Origin of the sequence: Pseudomonas sp. GD03842 (genome assembly GCF_029841165.1) — a bacterium.
In the GTDB taxonomy this organism is placed as follows: domain Bacteria; phylum Pseudomonadota; class Gammaproteobacteria; order Pseudomonadales; family Pseudomonadaceae; genus Aquipseudomonas.
The window spans coordinates 1-24396 of sequence record NZ_JAOCEA010000001.1; the positions used below are offsets into that span (position 1 = coordinate 1).

Consider the following 24396-nt stretch of genomic DNA (forward strand, 5'->3'; position numbering starts at 1 on the left):
GCGCCTGCTGCGCGAAGAAACGCCGTGGCAGAGCAGCCTCTACGTCTACGAGCCCAACAGCTACGCCCCGTTGGCCCGGGTCGACCAGCAGGAAGGTGAGGCTGAACAGAAGCTCTACTACTTCCACACCGACCAGATCGGCACGCCGCTGGAGATGACGGACGTTGATGGCAGTATTGTCTGGCAAGCGACGTACAAGGCCTGGGGTGAGATCGAAACGCTGACCGTCAACAAAGTGGAGCAGAACCTGAGGTTTCAGGGGCAGTATTTCGATGACGAGACGAGGCTGCACTACAATACGTTTCGGTATTACGATCCGGGGATTGGGCGGTTTATTACGCAAGATCCGATTGGGTTGAGCGGAAGCCTCAACCTTTATCGCTATACGATTAGTCCAAGCAATTGGATTGACCCCCTAGGTTGGTGCTCAACAAAGTTGGGCAATGATATGGGTGCGCGAGCTGGTGATGGGATGGCTAATCATCATTTGATTCCTGAAAGTTTAATAAAAAGTGCTCAGTTTAAGGCATTGTTCGGCAGACTTAAAAAAATAGGTTGGGATCCGGATGGCGCCTCTAATGGTGTTTTTTTGCCAGGTTCAAAAAATCTCGCGCAAACTACTCAAATTCCTGGTCACTGGTCCAGCCATGGGCAATATACTGAAGCTGTGAAAAACAAACTAGTCACCTTGAACAATAACTTAGGTAGGCTGACTGATATGGATTTAGCTCTTGGCGTTAAACACATTCAGCAGTGGGCATCGCAAGGGTTAGAAAATGGGCTATTTAAATTAGATTCATTAACTGGGCGATTGCTATGAGGTTTGAAATGCAAAAATATTATATTATTAGCTATGAGCCCGATGGAAAAGGCGCACCCTATTTTTTTGACGTGGAATGGTCTCCGGAGCTACCGGAATTCCACTATCCCACTCAAAGTCCAAGTAGTGAAAGCTTATGTGATACATACTATGCAATAGCGGAGGTAGAGAGGCTCCAGGCTGACTGGTTGATCGATCATTTTCTGGGTTCAGATAAATTTAAGGCTATTTGTGACGAGTTTCAGTGTCCATATTTGAGCCGTAAAGTTGTTTTATCGCTGAGTGACGGCCAAGCGCCTTTATCTAAGGTTTATAGTTTTTTTGTCCCCTCAGAAAGACTGCGCGCGATGGACGTCAAGCAATCCTCCTTTGTTGTCGACAGCAATGATAAGCTGGGCCATTCACACGAAGTGGAGTATGAAAGGATCGATAATCTGGTGATGCAATCAGGTATCAAGTCTCACCTGTTCTATTTTGAGGAAATCAAAGAATTTGTTTGTTCTGACGCTTTTCTAAAAGCGGTTTTGGAAAGAAAAATTGTTGGCCTAAGCTTTTCGCTAATAGATACCAGCTATAGATACGCCCCATGGGATGATTTTTGACTCTTCATCCGCAAGGTGGCTTCAAAAAGTGCAATGTGCCGCATGTTGAGGTGAGTATGAAACGTATAGCATCAGAGAAGTGTTGGAAGATATGGATAGCATGCCAGAATTCCTGGTTTTACATGCCAGATTCAGAATGGGATTTGGAAACCAGAGGATCATTTTCACAAGCTAGCAAAGATCCCCCCCCGAATTGAAGGATCATATGGTCGTCGCTCCCAAGGCGGCCTCATCGATGCGACTATTTGCCGCTGCACGGTGGCAATTTGCAGCAGCTCAAATGCGAAGTTCACGCATGCCTGCCAGAAGCAATGGAGCCGTTGGGTCGGAGCATCACCGGGGCTAGAATACGAACGCCGATTACTGTTCAGGAGGTTGAAGTGAGCCGAGTACCAAGTAAACAGCGTAAAGCCGTCGTCAAGCATGAACTTTCCCTGTTCGGCCGTAATTTTGATGTGAATAATTACTACAATGACAACAAAACGCTTTCGGTTGAACTTGTGACGGTGCTGGACTCTGATGATGAAGGGATGCTGTCTATCGCCACTGTGGGTCTGTCTGAAGTCGCTCTGCAGCATTCAGATGCGGCTGAGTTTATGACGAGGGTCGAGCTTTGTGCGGGTGTCCCGGTGAGTGAAGGTCATTGGTGCAATTTTCTTGCGTCGGCCTCCTTCCTCATTCAGCGCTCTCGAGTGTGCGTGATGCCTGGTACGGTGCTTGATAACGTCATTGCGGAATACTTTCCTGACGCTAAGCTGCCGCATATTTATTTAACCGTTCCGTTTCTGTGGAAGGATGGCAATTTTCCAGAATTGACTTTTGGTGACGTGAGAATCAATTGGCTGCAATGCATAGCGATTTCGGATTCTGAAAGAGATTTCATAAGCCGTCATGGTAGCGATGCGTTTGAGGATTTGCTTGTGGACCAGGAAGCTAACGTCATGAACCCTAGTCGAACGCCCGTAAGTTTCCAATCCTGAGGAGTTTCCGCTGCGCTCAAGTTAGGGTATTGGGTGACCGTTGTTGATGAGCCTCGGGTATTGGGCGCAACGGTGTTGAGGAGTCGGTGCAAAGTTCGTTCGGAAGCATTCACTGAATTTCCAACCCGTGCCTTCACTCTTCAGGACCTTCCTGGCTGTTGATGGAATTCCATGTCTTAGGTAGCGCCCGCTCGTTCTTTCAGTTCCGCGCCTGAACTCGGACATTCAAGACGGCCACCATCCCTCTGACGATCAGCGCTGCGCTGCATCTCGCCGTCAAACCGAGTGGGCCAACCGCCACGTCAGGCAGGATTAATCAAGGAACAGAGCAACTAGCTCGCCAACCCCAGCCCACTCACCCACGCCACCCACGCCTCAATGCACAGCCCAAGAGCGCGGCGCAGGGGTGTGGGCGAATTTGGAAATGCCCTTTACCCAGAATCGGCGATGCGGGGTTTGGTCCGGTGGGAGCAAGGGTTGGCTGGTCCATTGATGGTGGCGTTTCGAAGCCTCGCGCCAGGCCTTCCACTCCATGGCTTCGGCGGTTTCTTTGGCGGCGTGCTCGTCGTCGAACCAACCCAGAACGGACACTTCCCCTTGTTCGCGACCGTGTTCCACCAGCAGATAGATGTCGTGCATGTTCAAGCCTTTCGTTCAGCAATGGCAGCCCAGGGCTTGGGCTCTACTCCCACGTTATCGACTTGTGACGGCAAAGGTTGAATCCGCGCATCGACGCGTAGCGCTACGCGCCGCCTGACACGGCGGCGCGGGATCCTGCCTCATAGCACGGAAATCGGGTAGTCGACGATCAGGCGAAACTCGTTTTGATCACCCTCGGCCTGATCGGCGTTGCCGCGATGCCAGGCCTGGCGGATGCGAAACGACAGGTCTTTGGCCGGACCGACCTGGATGACGTATTTGGCTTCCAGGTTGGTTTCGTGGTGCTTGCCGTCCTCGCCGTAGCCGTAGGCACGGTAGGGGCTGTCGGCGGCCATTTTGGTCCCATCGATGTCGCGGCCGTTGATATAGCGCGCCATGAAGCTCAGCCCCGGAATGCCATAGGCACTCATGGCGAGGTCGTAGCGGGCCTGCCAGGATTTTTCCCCTGGGCCATTGAAATCCGAATACTGGACCGAGTTGGCGAGGAAGATGGAATCGCCGGTGGTACCCGGCCCGTTGTCGCCGAATGACACGTAGTCGAAGGGCTCATCGCCATGCACCTTCTGATAGGCGAGGGTAACGGTGTGACCGGCCAGGAAGTTGTACGCCGCCGCCAGCGACCACGTGGTGTTGTTGATCTCGCCAGCCTCGGCTTGCCCTTCGTCGTTGGTGCGGTAGAGGTTGAAATCGAACGTCAGCGCCTGTTCGCTTGTCAAGGCCATCGCATAGTTGGCGTTGACGTAGTACTGGCGCCACACATCCTTGAATTCAGAGCCGTAGAGCTGCACTGAAAGGCTGTCATTGATCGCGTATTTGCCCCCCACAAAATCCACCTGCCGGGTAGTGACGCCTGCGTAACTGGCGTACAACTCGCCGCTGGCGCTGGTGTGTTGCGGGCCATTCCCTGCGGTGAAATGGCCGCCTTCCAGGTCCAGGCCTGTAATTTCGCTGCTTTGCAGGCTGAAGCCCGTCGCGGTCTGGGGGAGAAGGCGGGTACCCCCAGCGGCGAAAACCGGAGCGGTGGGTTGCATCGTTCCCCATTTGAGTTCGGTTTTCGAGACGCGGATTTTGAGGGCGCCCCCTGCGGTACCGAATTCATCCTCCGGGCTACCGCTGCTGTCCACTGGAATATTGCCGGTGCCGGAATGCCCCGCGCCGCCATCGAGCTTGAGGCCATACCAGCCAAACGCATCCACCCCGAAGCCGACCGTGCCGGGGGTAAAACCCGAACTGAAATTGGCCAACGCCGCTTGGGACCAGTCTCGCCGATCACCGGCACCCTCTTTGCCGTCGCGGTTGAAGTAATAGTTGCGCAACAGCACATTCAACTGGGCGTCTTCGACGAAGCCTTTGGCATCGGCTTGGTCACTGACGAAGGCTTCTGCTTCTACGGATCGGACATATCCCGCCGATACCGCCAAAGCGATCAGGCTTAGGCTTATCACTCTCATAATGGCATGACCTCTGGAGAATTGAGGCAAGCCGCCATTACCGCCGGGTGCAATAACCGCGCTTGCCGCACGTCGCAAAGCGTAATCCCTGAGCATGAGTTCGCCACCGGGCACCCGCAATTGCCTTCCCAACGGTCGTGTTTCAGACGATTGGTTTACTTAACAGGCAATTAAAGCGCTTGGTTAAAGTGCGTTGTGCAGTCGTACCGCCTCAGACGGCGCCCGGCAATTCGCAGCGTTCAACGTCGCTGTCGAACACCACCTGACGCACGAAGCAATTGCTGAGCAGTCCATTGAGGCCTTCGTTGCTGGGTTTTGCGAAGTGCTCCGACATGGCTTGGCAGGATGACCAGTGCACATCGATGACCCAAAGATCGCTGTCTTGGGCGTCTCGGTTCAGCCCACAACTCAAGCAACCGGGGAGGGAGGGTAAGCGCTCTACGACGCTGGCGAGGTACTCCCCAAGTTCCTCGGAACGTCCATGCGCGGCGTAGATTTTTACGGTGTTAGAGGCTACTTCCTGGGTCATGCGGGTGTCTCCGTCGCAACGAGATCGTCATTTCAACCGTTGCCATAGTAGTGGGGACTTGTGCAATTGCCAGTATCCAATCAGGTGATTGACGAGTAGGCCAATTAGAGGAAGTAAGGCGGGGAAAACGGGCGGCGAGCCAGACGATCGCGCAGAAGATGGGAGGAAAGCAGAAGAAATGCCGTGGCATGAAGGGCGGTGGGTCAAAGGGCGGTGCGGATGGGCGATGCCTGATTCAAGCTTCGACAGCCATCCACACTGCCAGGGAACACATGACGGGAGCTTATTTCGACCCGCTCGAACCCGTCGAGCTGCTGCCGGTGCCGCTGCCGTTGTTCATCCCACCCTGACCGGTACTGCCATTACCGTCGGAGCTGCCCATGCCTTTAGTGCCGGGTGTCGAGGTGCTTGGCGCTTTCGGCGTGCCGTCCGTATTCGGGCCCGCGCTGCTGGAGCGAGGCCCAGTTGTGGTGCTGCTGTCGACCGGGTCGGTGGGGCCGGTGGAGCCGGCGAAGGCCGAGCCGGTGGCTGCCGTCATCAGGGCTGCGAGGGTCAGGGCAGTCAATCGGGTCTTGATCATGATGTGAATCCCTTTTCTGTTGTGGATACCCATTGGTCAAGCGACGGTGTTCAGAGGTGCCCTTCTGCCGACAAGCGGTAGAGTCGGGAAGGCGATCAGGGGTTATGCGGAGCGCTGCACGCTGACAATCCCGTGCTCGAGCATCGTTGCCAGAAACACATCGATCTTGTTGCGCAGGTGATCTTCCATCAGGGCGCGCAGTTTCTTGCTTTCGCCTTTTTTCAGATAGGTCAGCATTTGCTCGTGCTCATTGATCGCTTGCTGCCAGCGGCCGGGTGTCGGGTTCAACCGGCGACGCACGTGGCGCAGCCGGGCATTGAGGTTATTGAACATTTCCGAAAGAACCCGGTTGTCGGCCACCTGCAGGATTTTGAGATGGATCTGCTGATTCAGATTGAAGTAGCTGCTCAGGTCGTTCTGCTCATGGGACAGCCGCATGGCGGCCTGCAAAGCCTCCAGCTCGGCGATTTCACTGGCCGATATTTTCTGACAGGCCTGTTCACCCGACAGACCTTCCAGCGCGGCTAACAGGGTCAACATGTTCGCCGCTTCTTCCAGACTTACGCTCGCGACCCGTGCACGCCGGGTGGCGGAAATTTCCACCAGCCCTTCGCGGGCCAACATTTTGATGGCTTCACGCAACGGCGTCCGGGAAACGTCCAGTTCCTCGCACAGGGCTCGCTCCGACAGCGGCGCCCCCGGCATCAGCTCGCCACTGATGATGCGATCGCGCAGGGCAGCGTAAGCGGCCTCGTTGATATTCGTCAGCTGACCGGTTTCGGACATCCTTCCCTCTCTTGGTATCCCATACATCATTGTCATCGTGCGAGCGATTATCGCGATGACGCCGATTTTTTTCTATGGGAAATCCACGTTTAGGGGGCTGAAGGTCGAAATCGCTGGCGTCCGCGTTCATCTTTGCCCATCAGCGGCTGTCGTTTTATGCAAAAAAGCCTTGCGCATAAAAATAGTCGTCCTATATTTGGGATGCCAAACCTGTGAAATGGTATCCCAAAAATAAAAAGGTACACCTATGAACCCTCCTCATTCCCGCTCGCCAGAAGTGCTCGTTGAGCGCGACGGCGGCATTGCCACCGTTATCCTCAATCGCCCGGAAAAACTAAACGCCACCACGCTGTCGATGTGGCAGTCGCTCAATGACACGATGGCCATGCTCGATGCTGACGACCAGGTACGCTGCATTGTCATCCGGGGGGCCGGGACCCGGGCGTTCGGTCCCGGCAATGACATTTCCGAATTCGAAACCCATCGTGGCAACCAGGCGCAAGCACGGCACTACGGACCCGTGATGCACGGTGCCTTGCGCACCCTTGCCCGATGCCGCCACCCGCTCGTGGCGATGATTCACGGTATCTGCGTGGGGGGCGGGCTGGGCATTGCCTCGCTCTGCAACCTGCGCATCTGCGGTGAGTCGAGTCGCTTTGGCGTACCGGTCAACAAGCTGGGCCTGGCCATGTCCCACGACGAAATGGGCGGCCTGATGCGCATTGCCGGCCCTGACGTCACGCTGGAAATGCTGTTGGAAGGCCGGGTGTTCGGCGCGCAGGAGGCGCTGCAAAAACGCATCGTCAGCCGGGTGGTGGCTGATGACGAAGTCGAAGAAGCGGCCATGCTCGCCGCGCGACGCATCGCCGATGGCGCGCCCTTGGTGGCGCGCTGGCACAAGCGCTTCGTCCAGCGCAGCCTCGACCCGTCGCCATTGAGCGCGGAGGAATACGACGAGGCGTTCGACTGCTTTGCCACCGAAGATTTTCAGATCGGCTACCAGGCCTTCCTCGCCAAACGCACACCTGTTTTCGGAGGCAAATGATATGGCCGGTCCATTGCAAGGCATGAAAGTCATCGAGCTGTCGCACATCATGTCCGGCCCCATCTGCGGGATGATGCTCGCCGACATGGGGGCCGACGTGATCAAGGTGGAAAAAATGGACGGCGACGACTGCCGGCGTTTTGCACCGATTCTCGATCACGGCGAGTCGGCGTCGTTCATGATCCTCAACCGCAACAAGCGTGACATCGCACTGAACTTGAAGACCGAAGGCGGGAAGGAGGTCTTGCGACGCATGCTCAGCGAGGCCGATGTGGTCACCGAGAACTACCGAAAAGGCACCATGGAGAAGCTCGGCCTGGGTTACGACACGCTCAAGCAACTCAACCCAGGGCTCATTTATTGCTCGGTATCCGGGTACGGGCGTACAGGGCCGTATGCGGACAAGGGCGGTTTCGATCTCATCGCCCAAGGCTTGTCTGGTTTGATGAGCGCCACAGGCGAGCCGGGCCAGGCGCCGATCAAGGCGGGTTCGCCGATTGCCGACATCAACGCGGGCATTCTCGCGGCATTGGGCATCGCCGCCGCGTATGCCCACAAGCAGAAAACCGGCCTGGGTCAGGTCGTCGACACCTCTTTGCTGGAGGCGGGGTTCCAGCAGATGTACTGGCCAGCCGCGAATTATTTCTCCGAAGGCGTGATCCTGCCGAAGATGGGCTCGGCCAATTCCACCAGTACGCCGTATCAGGCGTTCAGGACGCAAGATGGCTGGATCAACATCGGTGCGGCCAACCAAGGCAACTACGAACGGCTGTTGCAGGTGCTGGATGCGCCCCACATCAGCGATGACCCGCGTTTTGCCACCAATGTGCTGCGCATGACTCACCGCGACGCACTGGTCGAATTGATCACGGCATGCCTGGTTCAGGACACCACGGACAACTGGGTCGCGCGGCTCGATGCGGCGGGCCTGCCGGTTGGCGCGGTGCTCGACATCTCGCAAGCCGTCGAGCATCCGCAGATTCTGGAGCGCGAGATGATCGTCGAAACCCATCATCCGGTCACCGGCGCGGCGCGCAGCATTGCCTTGCCGATCCGTTTCTCCGAAACGCCCAAGCAGGTCAACCGGCCGTCGCCCTTGTTGGGTGAGCACACTCGGGAAATTCTTGCCGAATACGGCTATGACGCCGGCCAAGTGGCCGAGTTGCTGCGAGAGGGGGCGATTCTCGCGTCCTGAAAACCTGAAAGCGCGTTAGTGAACAACTATAAAAAGCACTGAGGACCGCACTCATGAACCGTCTCAAAATCAAGGCTTCCACTGTCGTCATGGCGCTGTTGTGCCTGATGTATTTCATCACCTACGTAGACCGCGTCAACGTCAGCACCGCCGCCGGGCAGTTCAGCAGCGAGCTGGGCTTGAGCAATACGCAACTGGGTTTCATTTTCTCGGCCTTCGCGTACCCGTACATGGTGTTCCAGTTCATCGGCGGTTGGGTCAGCGACCGCTATGGCGCCAAGCGAACCCTGATCGTCTGTGCCTTTATATGGGCCGGGGCAACGGTGCTCACCGGTATGGCCGGTGGATTTTTGAGCCTGGTGGCGGCGCGCATGTTGCTGGGGTTGGGGGAGGGCGCGACCTTTCCAGCCTCGACCAGCGCAATGGCAGCCTGGGTGTCGAAGGACCGGCGCGGCTTTGCGCAAGGCATTACCCACGCCGCGGCTCGGCTGGGTAACGCCTGTGCGCCGCTGATCGTGGCGGCATTGATGACGGCCTATGACTGGCGCTTTTCGTTTTACCTGCTCGGTGGCTTGAGCTTCGGCTGGGTGGTGCTGTGGTACGTCACCTACACCGAAAAGCCCGCCGACCATCCACGCATCACTGCTGAAGAACTGGCGGCGTTGCCAGTGCCGAAGCCCCGGCGCATCGATGCGCCGGGCACCTATGGTCGTCTGTTCCGGCGCATGCTGCCGGTGTCCAGTGTGTACTTCTGCTACAACTGGATTCTCTGGCTGATGCTTAGCTGGATCCCGATGTACTTCATGCACAACTACCAGATGAACATCAAGAATGCCGTGTTGTTCACCTCCGGGGTCTTTTTTGCCGGTGTCGTGGGTGACTTGCTCGGCGGGATGATCAGTGATCGGCTGCTGCGCAAGACCGGCAATGTGAAGGTGGCACGCAGCTACTTGGTGGCGGTCTGCATGGCGTGCACCGGGCTGTCCCTGATTCCCGTGCTGCTGTTTCAGGAGCCGATGTACTCGCTGGTGTTTCTGGCCATGGCGCTGTTTTTCAACGAGATGACGGTTGGGCCGATGTGGGCCGTGCCGATGGACATTGCGTCCGATCGCGCCGGAACGGCAAGCGGGATCATGAACGGGACGGCCGCTACGGCGACCATCATCAGCCCCGTGCTGGCCGGCTACCTGATCGATCAGACTGGCAATTGGGCATTGCCATTTCTCATCTCCATCGGGGTGCTGGCGTTCGGCGTGTTGATGACGTTCACGATGCAGCCGCAGAAAACCTTCGTGGCCGATGAGATGGACCCTGGGCAAAACTTTGAAACACATGATGCAAAGGCATCCGCCGCCAAATGACTGCCCTGAACCTCGCTTTGCCACGTAACTGACATCTTTACGTCATAAACCCCGCTGAAATCCTGTTGCCGCGGGGCATGGGCGGTCGCGATGTGGCGCATTGACACTAATTCTGCGTCGTCTAGACAACCCCCGGATTCTCCAGTGAATTCGGGGGTTTAGTGTGCACAGGCTGTCAGCATCGGCCTACAAAACCAGGGGGATTTTCAGGCCTGTCTAGAGATTGTCATCAAACAGAAATGTTTGGGGTTTTAAATCTGCATCGGGTCTCGACTCTGACCACAAACCCACACTCTCTTGTTGAGGTATTGCCGTGAATCTGCTGACAAAAACACGCCTGTCACTCCTGCTGGCTTCCATGGCCCTGTCCGGAATGGCACACGCTACGGACGTCACTGGTGCTGGTTCGAGCTTCGTTTTTCCAGTCATTTCCAAATGGGCGACCGAGTACAGCACAAAATCCGGCAACAAAGTTAACTACCAATCCATCGGTTCGGGCGGTGGTATCGCGCAAATCAAGGCAGCCACCGTCGATTTCGGTGCCTCCGATGCCCCGCTGAAAGCTGAAGACCTGCAGGCCAGCGGCCTGGGCCAGTTTCCAAGCGTGATTGGCGGCATCGTGCCGGTCATCAACGTTGAAGGCGTAGAAGGCGGCAAACTGGAACTGGACGGCAAGACGCTGGCTGACATCTTCCAAGGCAAGATCACCAAATGGAACGACCCTGCGATCGCCAAGCTGAACGCCGGTCTGAAACTGCCAGAAACCAACATCACCGTCGTTCATCGTTCGGACGGCTCGGGCACTTCCTTCAACTTCACCAATTACCTGAGCAAGGTCAGCCCTGAGTGGAAATCCGCCGTGGGCGAGGGTTCCGCCGTGCAGTGGCCGGTCGGTGTCGGTGGCAAGGGCAACGAAGGGGTGGCCGCCTACGTGAAGCAGATCAAAGGCTCGATCGGCTACGTGGAGTTCGCTTACGCCAAAACCAACAATATCGCTTACGCCAAGCTGCAGAACGCGGCCGGCAAAGTGGTTGAGCCTAGCGCCAAGAGCTTCGCGGCTGCCGCGGCCACCGCTGACTGGGCGAGCGCCAAGGACTTCAACCTGATCATGACCAACGCACCGGGCGCCGAGGCATGGCCGATCACGGCAACCACCTGGATCATCATGTACAAGCAGCCGAAGAAAGCCGATGAAAGCAAGGCCGCTTTCGACTTCTTCAAGTGGTCCCTCGAGAACGGTCAGGCTCAGGCCGAGTCGCTGGACTACGTGCCATTGCCCAAAGAGCTGGTGAGCAAGATCGAGACTTACTGGAAAACCGAGTTCAAGTAACAGCTCGATGCAACCCGGCTTACCCCTGTCATCGAGCGCTCGGTGACAGGGTTTCCTTGCGAGTGGACCCAACATGACTGAGAACACCCAATATATGTCCGCTGTTATTCCGGATGTGGAATCCGAGAGCGAAAAACGAGCGGCCCGCGATCACCGTCACGATGCCTGGTTCAGGCGCGCGATGCTGGGCGCGGCTCTGTTGGTTCTGCTGTTGCTGGCAAGTATCGCCGGCTCGACGCTGTGGGGCGGAGCCCTGGCGTTCAAGACCTTTGGTTTCGAATTTCTTACCAGTACCGAATGGGACGCGGTAAACGGCCACTTCGGCGCACTGGTGCCGATCTATGGCACCCTCGTCACGTCCTTTCTCGCCCTGCTGATCGCCGTTCCGGTGAGCTTCGGCATTGCGATTTTTCTGACTGAAGTCGCCCCGCCCTGGTTGCGTACACCGATCGCGTCGGCCGTCGAACTGCTCGCGGGCATCCCTTCGATCATCTACGGCATGTGGGGCCTGTTCGTCTTCGGCCCGTTCATGGCGGCCTACTTGGCGCCGTGGATCAACGACAACCTGGGGGCGCTGCCGCTGATCGGCCCGGTGTTTCAAGGCCCGCCACTGGGCATCGGGATGCTGACGGCCGGCATCGTCCTGGCGATCATGATCATTCCGTTTATCACCTCGGTCATGACCGAAGTCTTTCGCACCGTGCCAGTGGCCCTCAAAGAGTCGGCCTATGCCCTGGGGGGCACGACGTGGGAAGTGGTGTGGGACATCGTTTTGCCCTACACCCGCACGGCCGTCGTGGGCGGGATTTTTCTCGGTCTCGGTCGCGCCCTCGGTGAAACCATGGCGGTGACTTTCGTGTTGGGCAATGCGCACCAGTTCTCCGCATCGTTGATGATGCCCAGCAGCTCGATCGCCTCGGTGATCGCCAACGAATTCAGCGAGGCGTACACCGATTTGCATCGCTCGTCGCTGATCGCGCTGGGCTTCCTGTTGTTTGTGGTCACTTTCATCGTGCTGGCCATCGCCCGTCTGATGCTGTCTCGTCTGTCGCGCAAGGAGGGTGTATGAGCAAGGCCGATAACGAAAATCTGTACCGGATGCGGGCTTTCAAAAACAAGCTCGCCATGGTGCTCAGTTGTGGCGCGACCGTGTTCGGTCTGCTGTGGCTGGTGTGGATTCTGTTCACCACGGTCATCAATGGCTTTCAAGCGCTCAACCTGCGCCTGTTCACCGAAATGACCCCGCCGCCGGGCGCCGAGGGCGGGCTGGCCAACGCGTTCTACGGCAGCTTCCTGATGTCCGGCCTGGGCCTGGTCATCGGCACGCCGATCGGCCTGATGGCCGGGATCTGGCTGGCCGAGTTTGCCCGCCACACCAAGCTGGGCAACGCCGTTCGCTTCATCAACGACATTCTGCTCTCCGCGCCGTCGATCGTCCTCGGGCTGTTCGTCTACACCGCGGTGATTCTGCCGATCAGCGCCGTCACTGATCATCGCGTCGGCTTCTCGGCCTTCGCCGGTGCCTTGGCCCTGGCACTCCTGGTGATCCCGGTGGTGGTGCGCACCACCGACGAGATGCTGCAACTGCAACCGGCGACCATGCGGGAAGCCGCCCTGGCGCTGGGCGTCCCCCAGTGGAAGCTGACCTTGCAGATCGTGCTGCGTGCCGCCCGAGCGGGCGTGATTACCGGGATCCTGTTGGCTCTGGCCCGTATTACCGGTGAAACCGCGCCCCTGTTGTTCACCGCGTTCGGCAACCAGTTCTGGAGCGGCGACCTGCTCAAGCCGATCGCCAGCATTCCAGTGGTGATCTTCCAGTACGCCATGAGCCCCTTCGATGACTGGCATTCCTTGGCCTGGGCTGGCGCACTGATCATGACTCTCTTCGTACTGGTGCTGAGCCTCAGCTCCCGTCTCCTTCTTTTGCGCAATAAGGCGTCCTGATGAACAACCTTTCCCTTGCCGACGAAAAAACCAAGATCCAGGTGCGCAACCTCGACTTTTTCTACAACGGCCATCAGTCGTTGAAGAACATCAACATGACCATTCCGGAGAAGCGCATCACCGCGATCATTGGCCCTTCGGGCTGCGGTAAGTCGACCATGTTGCGCGTCTTCAACCGGATCTACTCGATGTACCCGAAGTTGGAAGCCAAGGGCGAGGTGCTGCTCAACGGCGAAAACATCCTCGCTCCGGGCTACTCGATGAACCGTCTGCGCAGCCACGTGGGCATGGTCTTCCAAAAGCCTGTGCCGTTTCCCATGACGATTCGCGACAACATTTCCTACGCCGTCAAGCATCACGAGAAGCTCAACCGTCGGGAAATGGAAGACCGCGTCGAGGAGGCCCTGCGCGGTGCAGCCCTGTGGGACGAAGTGAAAGACAAGCTGGACAAGAATGCCCAGGGTTTGTCGGGTGGTCAGCAGCAGCGCCTGTGCATTGCCCGCACCATCGCGTTGCGTCCGCAGGTGTTGTTGCTCGATGAACCGACCTCAGCGCTGGACCCGATCTCCACCGGCCGCATCGAACAGCTGATCACCGAACTCAAAGAGCAGTTCACCGTGGTCATCGTCACCCACAACATGCAACAGGCCGCGCGCTGCTCGGACTACACCGCGTTCATGTTCCTGGGCGAGCTGATCGAGCACGGCGACACCGACACCATCTTCACCAAGCCCACCAAGACCCAGACCGAGGATTACATCACCGGTCGTTTCGGCTGAGGTCCGTCACTTGACCGATCGCCAGACGAGGGGCGGTCGGTCAAGGCGCATCGCTCATCCTTTGGGCAAGGGCGGGAGCGTGCTGTGGTCCCCCATGAACTGCTCCAGGCGTTTGCGCAGCCAGCGCTCTGCCGGATCGGTGTCCATCACGCTCAGCCAGACCATCGACAGCTCCAGGTTCGGCGTGATGAACGGCAAGGGTTCTCCGCGCAGCAAGCCCGTCTTGCCCATTGCCAGCGTCAAGTGATCCGGCAGGTTGCACAGCAGATCGGTTCCGGCCATGAGGGCGGGCAGGGTGCTGTATTGCGGAACCGACAACACCGCCTGACGCTTGCGCCCGATCGCGGCCAGCCACTCATCGGCAAAGCTCGAGATATTCGCGACATGGGACACCACGACGTGGGGCCGCGCGCAGTATTCGTCCAGGGTCAGGGGCTCGGGCGACTCATCGGAACGCACCACCATGGGCTGAACGCTGCGCAGCAGCTTGCGCTTGGCGTTGGCGGGCAGTTCACGGGTCAGGCAAACGCCGACGGTGATCTCGCCGGACATGAGCAATTCCGAAACATTCCAGTAGTTGACCTGCTTGATCACCAGAATCACCCCCGGCGCTTCCTCGCGGATCGCACGCAGCAGTGGAGGCAGGAGGCTGTACTCGACGTCGTCCGACAGGCCGATACGGAAGGTCATGTCACTGCTGGCGGGGTCGAACTCGCGAGTCAGGCTCAGCGCCACCGACATCGCATCCAGTGCAGGGGAGAGGTGATGAATGATCTCGTTGGCCCGCGCCGTGGGCTCCATGCGGTGGCCGACGCGAATGAACAGCGGATCGTTGAACAACGCCCGCAGCCGGTTCAGCGCGGCACTGATGGTGGGCTGACCCAGAAACAGCTTTTCGGCGGCACGGGTCACGTTGCGCTCTTGCATCAAGGTCTCGAACACCACCATCAGGTTGATATCCGCCTTACGCAGCTCATTGCGGTTCATGCCTGGCCCCCATTACCCAACATTCGTACCCCTGCTCTCAACGCCTGAGAAATGATGCGCGACAGTGTATGGACCGGGTTTGCCCGACGTCCAGCGCAACCGCTATCCAGCACAAGGTCGCGCGGGGCTCGCTGAACGGCGTGCGGTCCAACTGAACTTCCTCCGCACCCGATCAGTCAGCATTGAAACGCTTACCTGAGGCTCGACATTCCATGCTGATTTCCTTGAAAGGCCAGGTCGCTCTGGTCACGGGTGCCAGTTCCGGTCTCGGTGCTGGCGCCGCCAGAGGCCTGGCAGCGTCCGGCGCGGCGGTAGTGGTCAATTACCACTCCCAACCAGAGCCCGCCGAAAAACTGGTGGACGAGATCCGCGCTGCGGGTGGTCAAGCCATCGCCGTCGGTGCTGATGTCTCCAAAGAGAACGAAGTCGAAAAACTCTTCGCCGCGACCCTCGACGCTTTCGGGCGGCTCGACATTCTGGTGGCCAATTCCGGTCTGCAGAAAGACGCCGCGATCGCCGAATTGACCCTCGAAGACTGGAACACCGTCATCAACGTCAACCTCACGGGCCAGTTTCTCTGCGCCCGAGCCGCGTTGCGTCAGTTCGCAAAACAGACCATCCGATCCGACATTTCCCGGGCGTTGGGCAAGATCATTCACATGAGCTCGGTTCACCAGGTGATTCCCTGGGCCGGCCATGTCAACTACGCGGCCTCCAAAGGCGGTGTCGACTTGCTGATGCGCAGCATCGCTCAGGAAGTGGGTGAGCAGCGGATTCGCGTCAACAGCATCGCCCCTGGCGCCATTCGTACGGCCATCAACACCGAGGCGACCACAGGCGACGCAGAAAAGAAACTGTTGAAACTGATCCCCTATGGTCGCGTGGGGGAGGCCGAAGACGTCGCCAACGCCGTCGTCTGGTTGGCCTCAGACGCCTCGGACTATGTACACGGCGCGACGTTGTTCATCGACGGTGGCATGAGCCTCTACCCGGAGTTCCGCAACAATGGCTGAGCGCCCGCACACTGAAGCCGATCCGCGTGACGAAGCACAGAACGCCATCGAGCATCACGGCATCATTGGCGACATGCGCAGTGCGGCACTGATCGCCGACACCGGCAGTATCGATTTCTGCTGTTGGCCAGACTTCGACAGCCCGACGATTTTCAGCGCGCTGCTCGACACCCCGGAGGCGGGCATTTTCCAACTGTCGCCCGTTCTCCCAGATGCCCGGCGCCAACAGCTCTACCTGCCCGAAACCAATGTGTTGATGACCCGCTGGATCGGCGAAGATGCCGTGGTGGAGGTCACGGACCTGATGCCGATCGCCTCGGATGTGGACGAACTGCCCCGCCTGGTCCGGCGCATTCATGTGCGCCACGGCGCTGCGCGGGGGCGAATGCTGTGCCGCGTTCGTCACGATTACAGCCGCGCCGAGACGAAGGCGACCTTGGATGGCGAAGACGTGCGTTTCGAAGCAAAAGGCCAACCGGCCTTGCGCTTGTCGGCGACCATACCCTTGAAGCTCGACGGGAATGCCGCCGTTGCCGAATTCAGAATGAAGCAGGGCGATATCGTCGAGTTCATGCTTGGCGGGGCGGATGACGTCAATGTGAAAGCCAGCCAGTGCGATGGCGACCTGAAGAATACGGTGCATTTCTGGCAGCGCTGGAGCCGTCACGCCAACTACCGCGGGCGCTGGCGAGAGACGGTCAACCGCTCGGCACTGGCGCTCAAGCTGCTGACCTCGCGCAAACACGGCGGTATCGTTGCCGCTGCGACGTTTGGCTTGCCGGAGGAACAGGGCGGCGAGCGCAATTGGGATTACCGCTACACCTGGATACGCGACGCCTCCTTCACCGTCTACGCCTTCATGCGTCTGGGCTATACCGAAGAGGCCAACGCCTTCATGCAGTGGGTGCGCGGGCGTATGGGGGATTGCTGTGAGGAATCCCGCAAACTGGGCATTCTCTATTCGCTGGATGGCCGGGCAGAGTTGCCCGAGGAAACCCTCGATCACCTCGCCGGTTACGGCGGCGCCACTCCGGTGCGCATCGGCAACGAGGCTTACAAGCAAACGCAGTTGGACATCTACGGCGAACTGATGGACGCCGTCTACCTGGCCAACAAATACGGCGAGGCGATCTCCCATGAGGGCTGGAAAAACGCCACCCGTCTGGTCGATGACCTGTGCGAAAAATGGCAGAGCAAGGATGTCGGCATTTGGGAAATGCGTGGCGAAGATCAGCACTTCCTGCATTCGCGGCTGATGTGCTGGGTCGCGCTGGACCGCGCCCTGCGCCTGTCCCTCAAACGCTCCCTGCCTGCGCCGTTCGACCGCTGGGACAAGGCCCGTCAAGCGATCCACGACGACATCTGGGAGAACTTCTGGGACAAGGACCTTGGCCACTTCGTCCAGTACAAAGGCAGCAAAAACCTCGACGCGTCGATGCTGTTGATGCCGCTGGTGCGCTTCGTCGGCGCCAGCGACCCCAAATGGTTGGCCACGCTGGATGCGATCGAGCGCACATTGGTGCGCGACGGCATGGTTTACCGCTATCGCAACGACGACAGCTACGGCGATGGCCTGGAAGGAGAAGAGGGCGCGTTCGTTGCCTGCTCGTTCTGGTACGTCGAATGCCTGGCCCGCGCCGGACGCGTCGAACAGGCCCATCTGGAATTCGAACAGTTGCTGCGCTATGCCAATCCACTGGGCCTGTACGCCGAAGAATTCGACAGCCGCGGCCACCATTTGGGCAACACCCCTCAAGCCCTCAGTCACTTGGCATTGATCAGCGCGGCGAGCTTTCTGGACCGCAAACTCGAAGGCACCCAGACCCTCTGGCAACCATGAACCCAGGAGAAACCCATGACGCATAAATTCAAAAAAGGCGACCACGTCCGCTGGAACTCGGAGGCCGGGCATGTGAAAGGCGTGGTGACCCGCGTCGTTACCCACGACGTGGAATTCATGGGGCGTCAGCGCAAAGCCTCAAAGGATGACCCCCAATACGAGGTCAAGAGCGACAAGACCGGGCACTTGGCCATGCATAAGGAAGGCGCGCTGGAAAAGGCTTGAACGCGCCCGCCCGGCGCTGAGGCCAGGCGCACTGGCCTATTTGACCCTCAACTCGTACCCCACCGGCAAAGTCTCCAGCGCAAAGCGTTGGCCGATCACGTCGCAATAACTCGTGCGTGCCAGGTAGGCGCCGGGCCCGTTGAGGTAGTGATCGATGTCTTGCACTTCTTCGCACAGCTCGAAGGTTCTGCCCTTGAGCAGGCCACTGGCCTGGGCCGAGCGCAGGGCGCCGTTGGGGGTCCAGTCGCCGATGATGAGCGAGCCCTCGGGGGTGGACGCTTCATAACTGCGGACGAACTGTTCGGCAGAGCGGTCATTCAGATAGGGCGTCATGAAGTAGTGAATGTCGTCGCGAAATGGCAACGTCTCCTTGTGAACGGGCAATTGGATCGCGCCGCTGGCATAAATCGCGTACACCGCCAGGATCGCGACCGGAGCGGCAAGCGGAGAGGCCATGACCAGCCCCGCGACCTTGCGTGGCAGCAGGGCGTACAGCTGGATGACGCCCAGGATGCTTAGTAAGACCGCGCCTGGGAGAAAGAAGGTGAAGCGGTCAGTGACGTTGTAGGACACCGCGAAGATGAAATTCATCATGGCCGCGCACCACAGCACCCTCAATGCCGGAGTTTTAGGGAACAGCACCAGGCCGGCCAATTGCGGGCCGATCAGCGACAACAGCAGCAGCCCTACGGAATTCTTTTCGTGCCACATGTCGTCGAAACGGAACAGCGCGCCTTGCCAGCTCTGCTCGCTGGTTTTGTCAGGAATGCCGATCAGGTAGCGGTGGCCGATGTCGATCAGGCTCATGCCCGTCTGCAGCTCGTTGCGGATGCTGGGGAACGCGACCGCGAACCCCAGGACGAAGCCGGGCAGCGTCAGCAGAATGCGCGTGTTGTGCTGCCACAGCAGTTGCACGTAAAGCGGGAACAGCACGATGAAGGTCAGTTGGTGAATGGCCGCCGCCAGCCCGGTCAGCAGCCCGATCAGCAACAGCGCAGGGGTCGCCCCGAGGCGGGGCTTGTCATTGAACTGCACCATATAGGCCAGGGTCACCAGCAGCGTGTGCAGCAGGTAGACTTCTGCCTTGGTCGACACCCAGAACACGCAATGGCTCAGCACCGCCGCGGCAATCGCCAGCAGTGCCTGGGTCGTGGTGGCGCCCACACCACGGGCCAGGCGGAAGATCGCCCAGGCCAAGGGGATCAGCAGCAGTGAATTCATGAAGCTCAACACGTGCGGACCGAAACCGTCGAACAAGGCGGTGGTGACGAACAGGTACAGCGGATGGTCCAGCGGCGTGAGGGTTTGGCTGAAATACTGACCCTGCGCGGCGTCCGCGAGAAACATGCCATTGTCCATCCACTGGACGGGTCCGCTGGATGCAAGAAAGCTTGCAATGATGGCCCCTATCACCAGCAGCAGGGGAATTGATGTCGAGGGGCGATTACCAACAGCTGCCACCATGAAATGCACTCCAGTCCGTGTTTTGTCCGTAGGTCAAGGTTGTTGAATGGGGTGCGGCTCGGGCGCGCTTTCACCTTTGAGCCGCAGCAGCATCAAGGCGCCGATGGCCACCGCGAACCACAGCGTGGCCAGTCGAATCAGCACCGTGGCGGCGACAGCGTCGGCGCTGTTCATGCCTTTCCACACCAGCAGCCCGACCATCACGGCCTCCGCGCCGCCGAGCCCGCCGGGCATGAAGCTGATCGCGCCCGCGAGCATCGCCAGGGCGTAAACGAAGACCGCGAACGGCAGCGGGATGTCGGCGCCCATCCAGCCGAGAATCCAATCGAAGGCCAGCGCCTCGGCACTCCAGGCCACCACGCTGAGCAGCGTCAGCCCCAGCATCAGGCGCAGCCGATGGCAGTGTTGGGCATGAATCAGCACTTGCAGCAGGTGACGCAGCAGTCCGATCAATTTGCCACCCTCACCGGGCACGGCGTTCATCAACCGTTGCATCAGGCGGCGCTGCGACAAGACCAGCAGCCCGATGAGTACCAGACCCAAGCCCACCACGATCACTGGCATCGCTTCGGGGTACAGCGTCAGGCCGAACAACGTCAGCAGGACCACGGCGAACAGGTCCGACAGCCGTTCGCTAAAGAACGCCGCGAAGCTTTGCGGATAAGGCACGCCCCAACGTTTGAGCAGTACGCCGCGCAGGGCCTCACCGGCCTTCCCAGGGGTGGTCGTCAGCGCAAAACCTGCCAGATAGATCCTCAGGCTCGGGCGCCACGGCATCCGATGGCCCAATACGTTCAGGTACGCCTGCCAGCGTAAAAACCGCAGGCCGTAGTTGACTGACGACATGAACAGCGCGATGACGATACCCACCAGCCCGACCTCAGCCACCGCTGCGCCGACCGCCTGCCATCCGCCCCAGAGCGAAAAACCGAGATAGCCCAGCGCCGAGCCCACCACCGAGAGCATCACCGCGCGGTAACGCCAGCCGGAAAGCCGCACGGCATCGGTCGACGCGGCATTCACAGGTTCAGCCTCTTGAACACCGGTTGCGGTATCGAGCGGATGATCAGCATGATCAGTGCCCAGAAGCCGGGTGCGTATAACGTCGGTGCCTTCTGCGCGATGCCGTTGACGATGCGCTGAGCCACCTGGGCCGGTTGCGCCAGCAGCGCGGCTGGCAGCGACAGGCCCTGGGTCATGGGCGTGTCGACAAACCCTGGCTTGATGGTGGTGACGTGAACGCCCACCTTGAACAGACGCGCTTGCAGGCCTTCGCAGTAGGTGGAGACGGCCGCCTTCGCGCTGCCGTAGAGGTAATTCGAAGGGCGTCCTCGGTCCGCCGCCACTGACGAAATGATCGCCAGGCTGCCGCAACGTTGAGTTTCGAACTGTTGTGCGAGGATCGTCAGCAGGGCGATGACGGAGGTACCGTTGTTGGCGAATTCGCGCATGGCCAGCTGTACGTCTCGTTCGCAGGCTTTCTGGTCAGGCAGGGTGCCATGGGCAATCAGAGCGATGTCGATCTGGCCCAGGGCAGTCAGTCCACGGCTGAGCATCAATGGATGGGCGTCGATGTCGGTGGCGTCCATTTCGTGCAGCGTCACGTTTTTCGCTCCGCGCGCCTTGAGGTCGGCGGCGGTCTGTTGAAGTTTGTCGACGTTGCGCGCAACGAGAAAGAAATCGCTGCCCTGGCTCGCCCAGAGACGGGCACAGGCCGTGGCGATGGCCGAGGTCGCACCGATGATGAGGATTTTCTTTGCGGTGGGAAGGGTCATGACAGCACGCGGCTCCAGAAACGGGACATCAGGGAGGGATCGCGCAGCGCTTCCAGTCGCTCCCAGGCGGGGTAGGCCTGGCGAAAGTCGGCGCCGCTCATGTGGGCGTCCTTGGCCGGGTACAAGCGGCCGCCCGCAGCGCGAACGATGGCGTCCAGTCGGGGAAATAAAACGTTCTCCAACTGCTCGCTGTGCGGAAAGTCCAGCGCCAGAGAGGTGCCAGGCATCGGAAACGACAACAGGCCCGGCGAGCGGACATCGCCACAGCGCTTGAGCACCGCGAGAAACGAACCCTGGCCAGCATGGGCGATGGCCCGCAGCAACTCAGCCATTGCCGCCTCGGCGTTGGCGGTCGGGATCACGCACTGGTATTGCTGAAAGCCTCGACGACCGTAAATGCGGTTCCAGTGCAGCACGCGGTCGAGCGGGTAGAAAAACGGCTCGTAATCGCTGCGCCCCAGCCTGCGTTGACTCGGATGCAGGCGCCAATACAGGGTGTTGAACACACCCAATGAGAGGCTGTTGATCAACGACACTGGGGGCGTGAGCGGTACGCTCAGCTTCGTCCGGCGCCCCACATCGAGCGATCCGTACGGCGCGTGATCGCCCACGATGAACACCCCACGGCCGGTATCGGCGCCCTTGGCCAGGCAATCGACCCACGCCACGCTGTACTCGTGCTTCTCATCCAGTTCATCAGACAACGCGAAGAACTCCGCCAGGTTGGCGAAGCGTACGGTCGTGGTGTCGATCTGGCTGGCGCGGATCGGCATCAGCTGAAGCTGTGCCCAATGGATGATCCCGGTCAGGCCGAGCCCCCCAATGCTCGCCGAGAACAGCGAGGCATTCGCGTCGGGCGAGCAGGTGATGCCGGGTTGGCCGGGGCGCAACAGCCCGAAGCTGCGCACATGCCGCCCGAACGTGCCGCGCACATGGTGGTTTTTGCCGTGGACGTCATTGGCGATGGCGCCGCCGACGGTGGCGAACTGGGTGCCGGGCGTGACCGGCAGGAACCAGCCCCGGGGGATGCTCACTGTCAGCACCTCGGCCAGCGTGACACCGGCCTCGACCGTGAGCACGCCATCGTCCCAGTCGGCGTCGATCAGGCGATCCAGCGAGCGCATGTGCAGCACTTGATTGCTTGTCGCCAGGCAACTGTCGCCGTAGCTGCGGCCGTTGCCGTACGGCAGGCTGCTGCGGTGCGCCTCGATCACCTTGTCCAGGTGGCCGGGCAGCTCGTCGAGCCATATGCAACCGTGGCCACGCTGGGGTGTGCGCGGAAACCGCCCCCAGGAATACAGCGGCGCGCTCATGCGGCGATCCAGAACATGAGGAGGAAAATCGCGCCGATCAATTGGCTGGTACGGTCACGGATAGCGAACACCACCGGGTCCTCGTTCATCTGTCCGCGATGGGTCAGCATCCATACGCGGGTGACCCAGAACAGCAACAGGGGGCAGGCCAACCAGATCACGTGGGGGGTCACGTACAAAGCAGTGGTCTTGGCGTCCTGGATGTACAGCGCCAATACCATGACCGCCAGATAGCCCGAGGAGGCGCCCAATGAAGCGATCATGTCCAGATCGCCCGGGTAATAGCCACGGCCCCGGGCAAAGGTGTTCACTTCGCGGGCTCGCGCGTCACGCAGCTCGGCGTAGCGCTTGACCATCGCCAGGCTCAGGAAGATGAACATCGAGAAGGCCAGAATCCAGAAGGTCAACGTCAGGTTGAACGCCGCGACACCGGCGATGATCCGGGCGGTGTAGAGCATGGCCAGGGCAATCACGTCCCAGGCCATCAGCCGTTTGAGCTGCAACGAATAGGCGAGCGTCAGCCCGTAGTACGCGGCCATGACGGCCGAGAATTGCCAGGGCAAGAGCGCCAGGGCGACACCGAAGGCCGTCAGCAGCAGGGTAGGGACCAGAATCAGCCCGGACTTGATCGACAGGCGACCGCTGGCGAAGGGGCGATGGCATTTGCTTTTGTGGTGGCGGTCATCGCAGAGGTCCAGCAGGTCGTTGAGGATGTAGACACTGGATGCGCACAGCCCGAAGCAAAAGAAAGCGAAGACGCCATCACGCAGCAGATCCAGCTGCACGAACCGGTGAGAGGCGAGCAGCGGGACGAAGATCAGCGCGTTTTTCAGCCACTGGTGAAGCCGCAGGGCCTTGCGCCAATCGCGAACACCGGAGGTGTTGGTGCGGACGGTGGGTTGAACCTGATGCATGGCTTTGACCCGGGATTCCACACCCGAATCCGGATTGACCACATACGCCTGGCGAGACACTTTCCAGATCGGCAAGTCCTCTTTGGAATTGCCGATATAGTCGAAACCCCCTTCGCCAAAGTGGGCAACTAACAGATCGCGCTTATTATTGCCGGACAAGTTACGGTTGGCATTGGACGCCAACACCAGATCGAATAACTGCAAATGTTCGGCAATGCGCTCGGCCAGACTGACATGGCTGGCAGTGGCCAGCACGATCATCCGGCCGCTGGCTTTCTCGGCCTGAATCATCTCGATGATGTGCGAATCGTAGGGCAACACCGAAACGTCTATTTCGGTTGCCTGCGCCAGCGCTTCCTTGAGTGCCGCTTTGCCCTTGAACAACCAGCGCAGCATCTGGAACGCCTGCGTCGGCTGGCTTCTGACGAAGGCCATCGCAGTTTCCATCAGCAGATCCGAACGCAATAGCGTGCCATCCAGATCGACGACCAAGGGGGGGAATGTTTCGAGAACTCTTCCCTGAATTCTTGCCATGTCGGATGCTCCTTTCGGGGACCATCCGACTATAAACAAAATAAAATTTTCACCACTTCATTTAAATTAAACATGCCGGTCATTCTTGACGACCGCTTGGCGCCAGAAGTTGAAGACGTTCCACAAAACGCCCAAGACAGTGCGGCGTATCATTATTGAAACGCTGGACCGCTCATTATTTGGCGGGGTATTGCTCACTGAAAATTGACATGCCCCTTTTTGTACAGGGGTTCTTTGACGCTCGGGCTGTCGTTTATCTCGGCGATGCG

General features: G+C 59.2%; 24 protein-coding genes. 13 read left to right on the forward strand and 11 right to left on the reverse strand.

Annotated elements, in window-relative coordinates:
* The 3 genes from N5D61_RS00005 to N5D61_RS00015 all read left to right on the forward strand — a co-directional run.
* Positions 1-820 (forward strand): RHS repeat-associated core domain-containing protein (locus N5D61_RS00005; protein WP_279890002.1); only part of this gene is annotated, 820 nt, incomplete at its 5' end.
* Between the two features lie 8 nt (positions 821-828).
* Entirely contained in the window at positions 829-1422 is a 594-nt protein-coding gene (locus N5D61_RS00010) for a hypothetical protein (RefSeq protein ID WP_279890003.1), read from the forward strand.
* A gap of 380 nt (positions 1423-1802) precedes the next feature.
* Positions 1803-2402 carry a suppressor of fused domain protein gene (locus N5D61_RS00015; RefSeq protein ID WP_279890004.1) on the forward strand — a complete coding sequence of 200 codons (600 nt, stop codon included), beginning with the start codon at positions 1803-1805 and terminating at the stop codon, positions 2400-2402.
* Between the two features lie 375 nt (positions 2403-2777).
* On the opposite strand, the gene N5D61_RS00020 is transcribed toward N5D61_RS00015, so the two are convergent.
* The 5 genes from N5D61_RS00020 to N5D61_RS00040 form a co-directional block, all read right to left on the reverse strand.
* Positions 2778-3041: a hypothetical protein gene (locus N5D61_RS00020; protein ID WP_108237987.1), complete on the reverse strand. Its 264-nt coding sequence runs from the start codon at positions 3039-3041 to the stop codon at positions 2778-2780.
* A gap of 140 nt (positions 3042-3181) precedes the next feature.
* Complete coding sequence (locus N5D61_RS00025; protein ID WP_279890008.1) at positions 3182-4513, reverse strand: OprD family porin; 1332 nt, start codon at positions 4511-4513, stop codon at positions 3182-3184.
* Between the two features lie 211 nt (positions 4514-4724).
* Positions 4725-5042 carry an antibiotic biosynthesis monooxygenase family protein gene (locus N5D61_RS00030; RefSeq protein WP_108237989.1) on the reverse strand — a complete coding sequence of 106 codons (318 nt, stop codon included), beginning with the start codon at positions 5040-5042 and terminating at the stop codon, positions 4725-4727.
* A gap of 283 nt (positions 5043-5325) precedes the next feature.
* Positions 5326-5622, reverse strand: a complete 297-nt coding sequence (locus N5D61_RS00035; protein ID WP_279890010.1) for a hypothetical protein — start codon at positions 5620-5622, stop codon at positions 5326-5328.
* 102 nt (positions 5623-5724) lie between these two features.
* On the reverse strand, positions 5725-6408 hold the full coding sequence (locus N5D61_RS00040; protein WP_158541432.1) for a GntR family transcriptional regulator: 684 nt from the start codon (positions 6406-6408) through the stop codon (positions 5725-5727).
* Positions 6409-6655: 247 nt separating this feature from the next.
* Between N5D61_RS00040 and N5D61_RS00045 the strand changes: the two genes are divergently transcribed.
* The 7 genes from N5D61_RS00045 to pstB all read left to right on the forward strand — a co-directional run bounded on the left by N5D61_RS00045 (position 6656) and on the right by pstB (position 14062).
* On the forward strand, positions 6656-7453 hold the full coding sequence (locus N5D61_RS00045) for an enoyl-CoA hydratase-related protein (RefSeq protein WP_279890012.1): 798 nt from the start codon (positions 6656-6658) through the stop codon (positions 7451-7453).
* A gap of 1 nt (position 7454) precedes the next feature.
* The gene (locus N5D61_RS00050; protein ID WP_279890014.1) at positions 7455-8648 is read left to right on the forward strand and encodes a CoA transferase; all 1194 of its coding nucleotides are present in this window, start codon (positions 7455-7457) and stop codon (positions 8646-8648) included.
* Between the two features lie 53 nt (positions 8649-8701).
* Positions 8702-10009: an MFS transporter gene (locus N5D61_RS00055; RefSeq protein WP_108237993.1), complete on the forward strand. Its 1308-nt coding sequence runs from the start codon at positions 8702-8704 to the stop codon at positions 10007-10009.
* A gap of 313 nt (positions 10010-10322) precedes the next feature.
* A complete protein-coding gene (pstS, locus tag N5D61_RS00060; protein WP_108237994.1) occupies positions 10323-11339 on the forward strand; it encodes a phosphate ABC transporter substrate-binding protein PstS in 1017 nt (338 codons plus the stop codon).
* Between the two features lie 73 nt (positions 11340-11412).
* Positions 11413-12408 carry a phosphate ABC transporter permease subunit PstC gene (gene pstC, locus N5D61_RS00065; protein WP_108237995.1) on the forward strand — a complete coding sequence of 332 codons (996 nt, stop codon included), beginning with the start codon at positions 11413-11415 and terminating at the stop codon, positions 12406-12408.
* Positions 12405-13283 (forward strand): phosphate ABC transporter permease PstA, encoded by an 879-nt coding sequence (gene pstA, locus N5D61_RS00070; RefSeq protein ID WP_108237996.1) that lies wholly within the window; start codon positions 12405-12407, stop codon positions 13281-13283. Before pstC ends, pstA begins: the two co-directional genes overlap by 4 nt.
* The gene (gene pstB / locus N5D61_RS00075) at positions 13283-14062 is read left to right on the forward strand and encodes a phosphate ABC transporter ATP-binding protein PstB (RefSeq protein WP_108237997.1); all 780 of its coding nucleotides are present in this window, start codon (positions 13283-13285) and stop codon (positions 14060-14062) included. The genes pstA and pstB overlap by 1 nt, the downstream gene beginning before the upstream one ends.
* A gap of 54 nt (positions 14063-14116) precedes the next feature.
* Here pstB and N5D61_RS00080 read toward each other — a convergent pair whose 3' ends face one another.
* Positions 14117-15049, reverse strand: coding sequence for a LysR family transcriptional regulator (locus tag N5D61_RS00080; RefSeq protein ID WP_108237998.1), 933 nt, complete (start codon positions 15047-15049; stop codon positions 14117-14119).
* 212 nt (positions 15050-15261) lie between these two features.
* Here N5D61_RS00080 and N5D61_RS00085 point away from each other — a divergent pair, with 212 nt between their 5' ends.
* From N5D61_RS00085 to N5D61_RS00095, 3 genes are read left to right on the forward strand one after another with little or no spacing between them, the layout of a single operon-like run.
* A complete protein-coding gene (locus tag N5D61_RS00085; RefSeq protein ID WP_279890020.1) occupies positions 15262-16062 on the forward strand; it encodes a glucose 1-dehydrogenase in 801 nt (266 codons plus the stop codon).
* A complete protein-coding gene (locus N5D61_RS00090; RefSeq protein ID WP_279890022.1) occupies positions 16055-17902 on the forward strand; it encodes a glycoside hydrolase family 15 protein in 1848 nt (615 codons plus the stop codon). The genes N5D61_RS00085 and N5D61_RS00090 overlap by 8 nt, the downstream gene beginning before the upstream one ends.
* A 15-nt stretch (positions 17903-17917) precedes the next feature.
* Entirely contained in the window at positions 17918-18127 is a 210-nt protein-coding gene (locus N5D61_RS00095; RefSeq protein ID WP_108238001.1) for a DUF2945 domain-containing protein, read from the forward strand.
* 36 nt (positions 18128-18163) lie between these two features.
* Here the strand turns inward: N5D61_RS00095 and N5D61_RS00100 are convergent, their stop codons facing one another.
* From N5D61_RS00100 to N5D61_RS00120, 5 genes are read right to left on the reverse strand one after another with little or no spacing between them, the layout of a single operon-like run.
* Complete coding sequence (locus N5D61_RS00100) at positions 18164-19591, reverse strand: DUF2723 domain-containing protein (protein WP_279890025.1); 1428 nt, start codon at positions 19589-19591, stop codon at positions 18164-18166.
* 33 nt (positions 19592-19624) lie between these two features.
* Positions 19625-20557, reverse strand: a complete 933-nt coding sequence (locus N5D61_RS00105; RefSeq protein WP_279890514.1) for a lysylphosphatidylglycerol synthase transmembrane domain-containing protein — start codon at positions 20555-20557, stop codon at positions 19625-19627.
* A gap of 53 nt (positions 20558-20610) precedes the next feature.
* Entirely contained in the window at positions 20611-21366 is a 756-nt protein-coding gene (locus N5D61_RS00110; RefSeq protein ID WP_108238003.1) for an SDR family oxidoreductase, read from the reverse strand.
* Positions 21363-22679, reverse strand: a complete 1317-nt coding sequence (locus tag N5D61_RS00115) for an FAD-binding oxidoreductase (protein ID WP_279890026.1) — start codon at positions 22677-22679, stop codon at positions 21363-21365. Before N5D61_RS00115 ends, N5D61_RS00110 begins: the two co-directional genes overlap by 4 nt.
* Complete coding sequence (locus N5D61_RS00120; protein ID WP_279890028.1) at positions 22676-24127, reverse strand: UbiA family prenyltransferase; 1452 nt, start codon at positions 24125-24127, stop codon at positions 22676-22678. Before N5D61_RS00120 ends, N5D61_RS00115 begins: the two co-directional genes overlap by 4 nt.
* Positions 24128-24396: the final 269 nt, after the last annotated feature.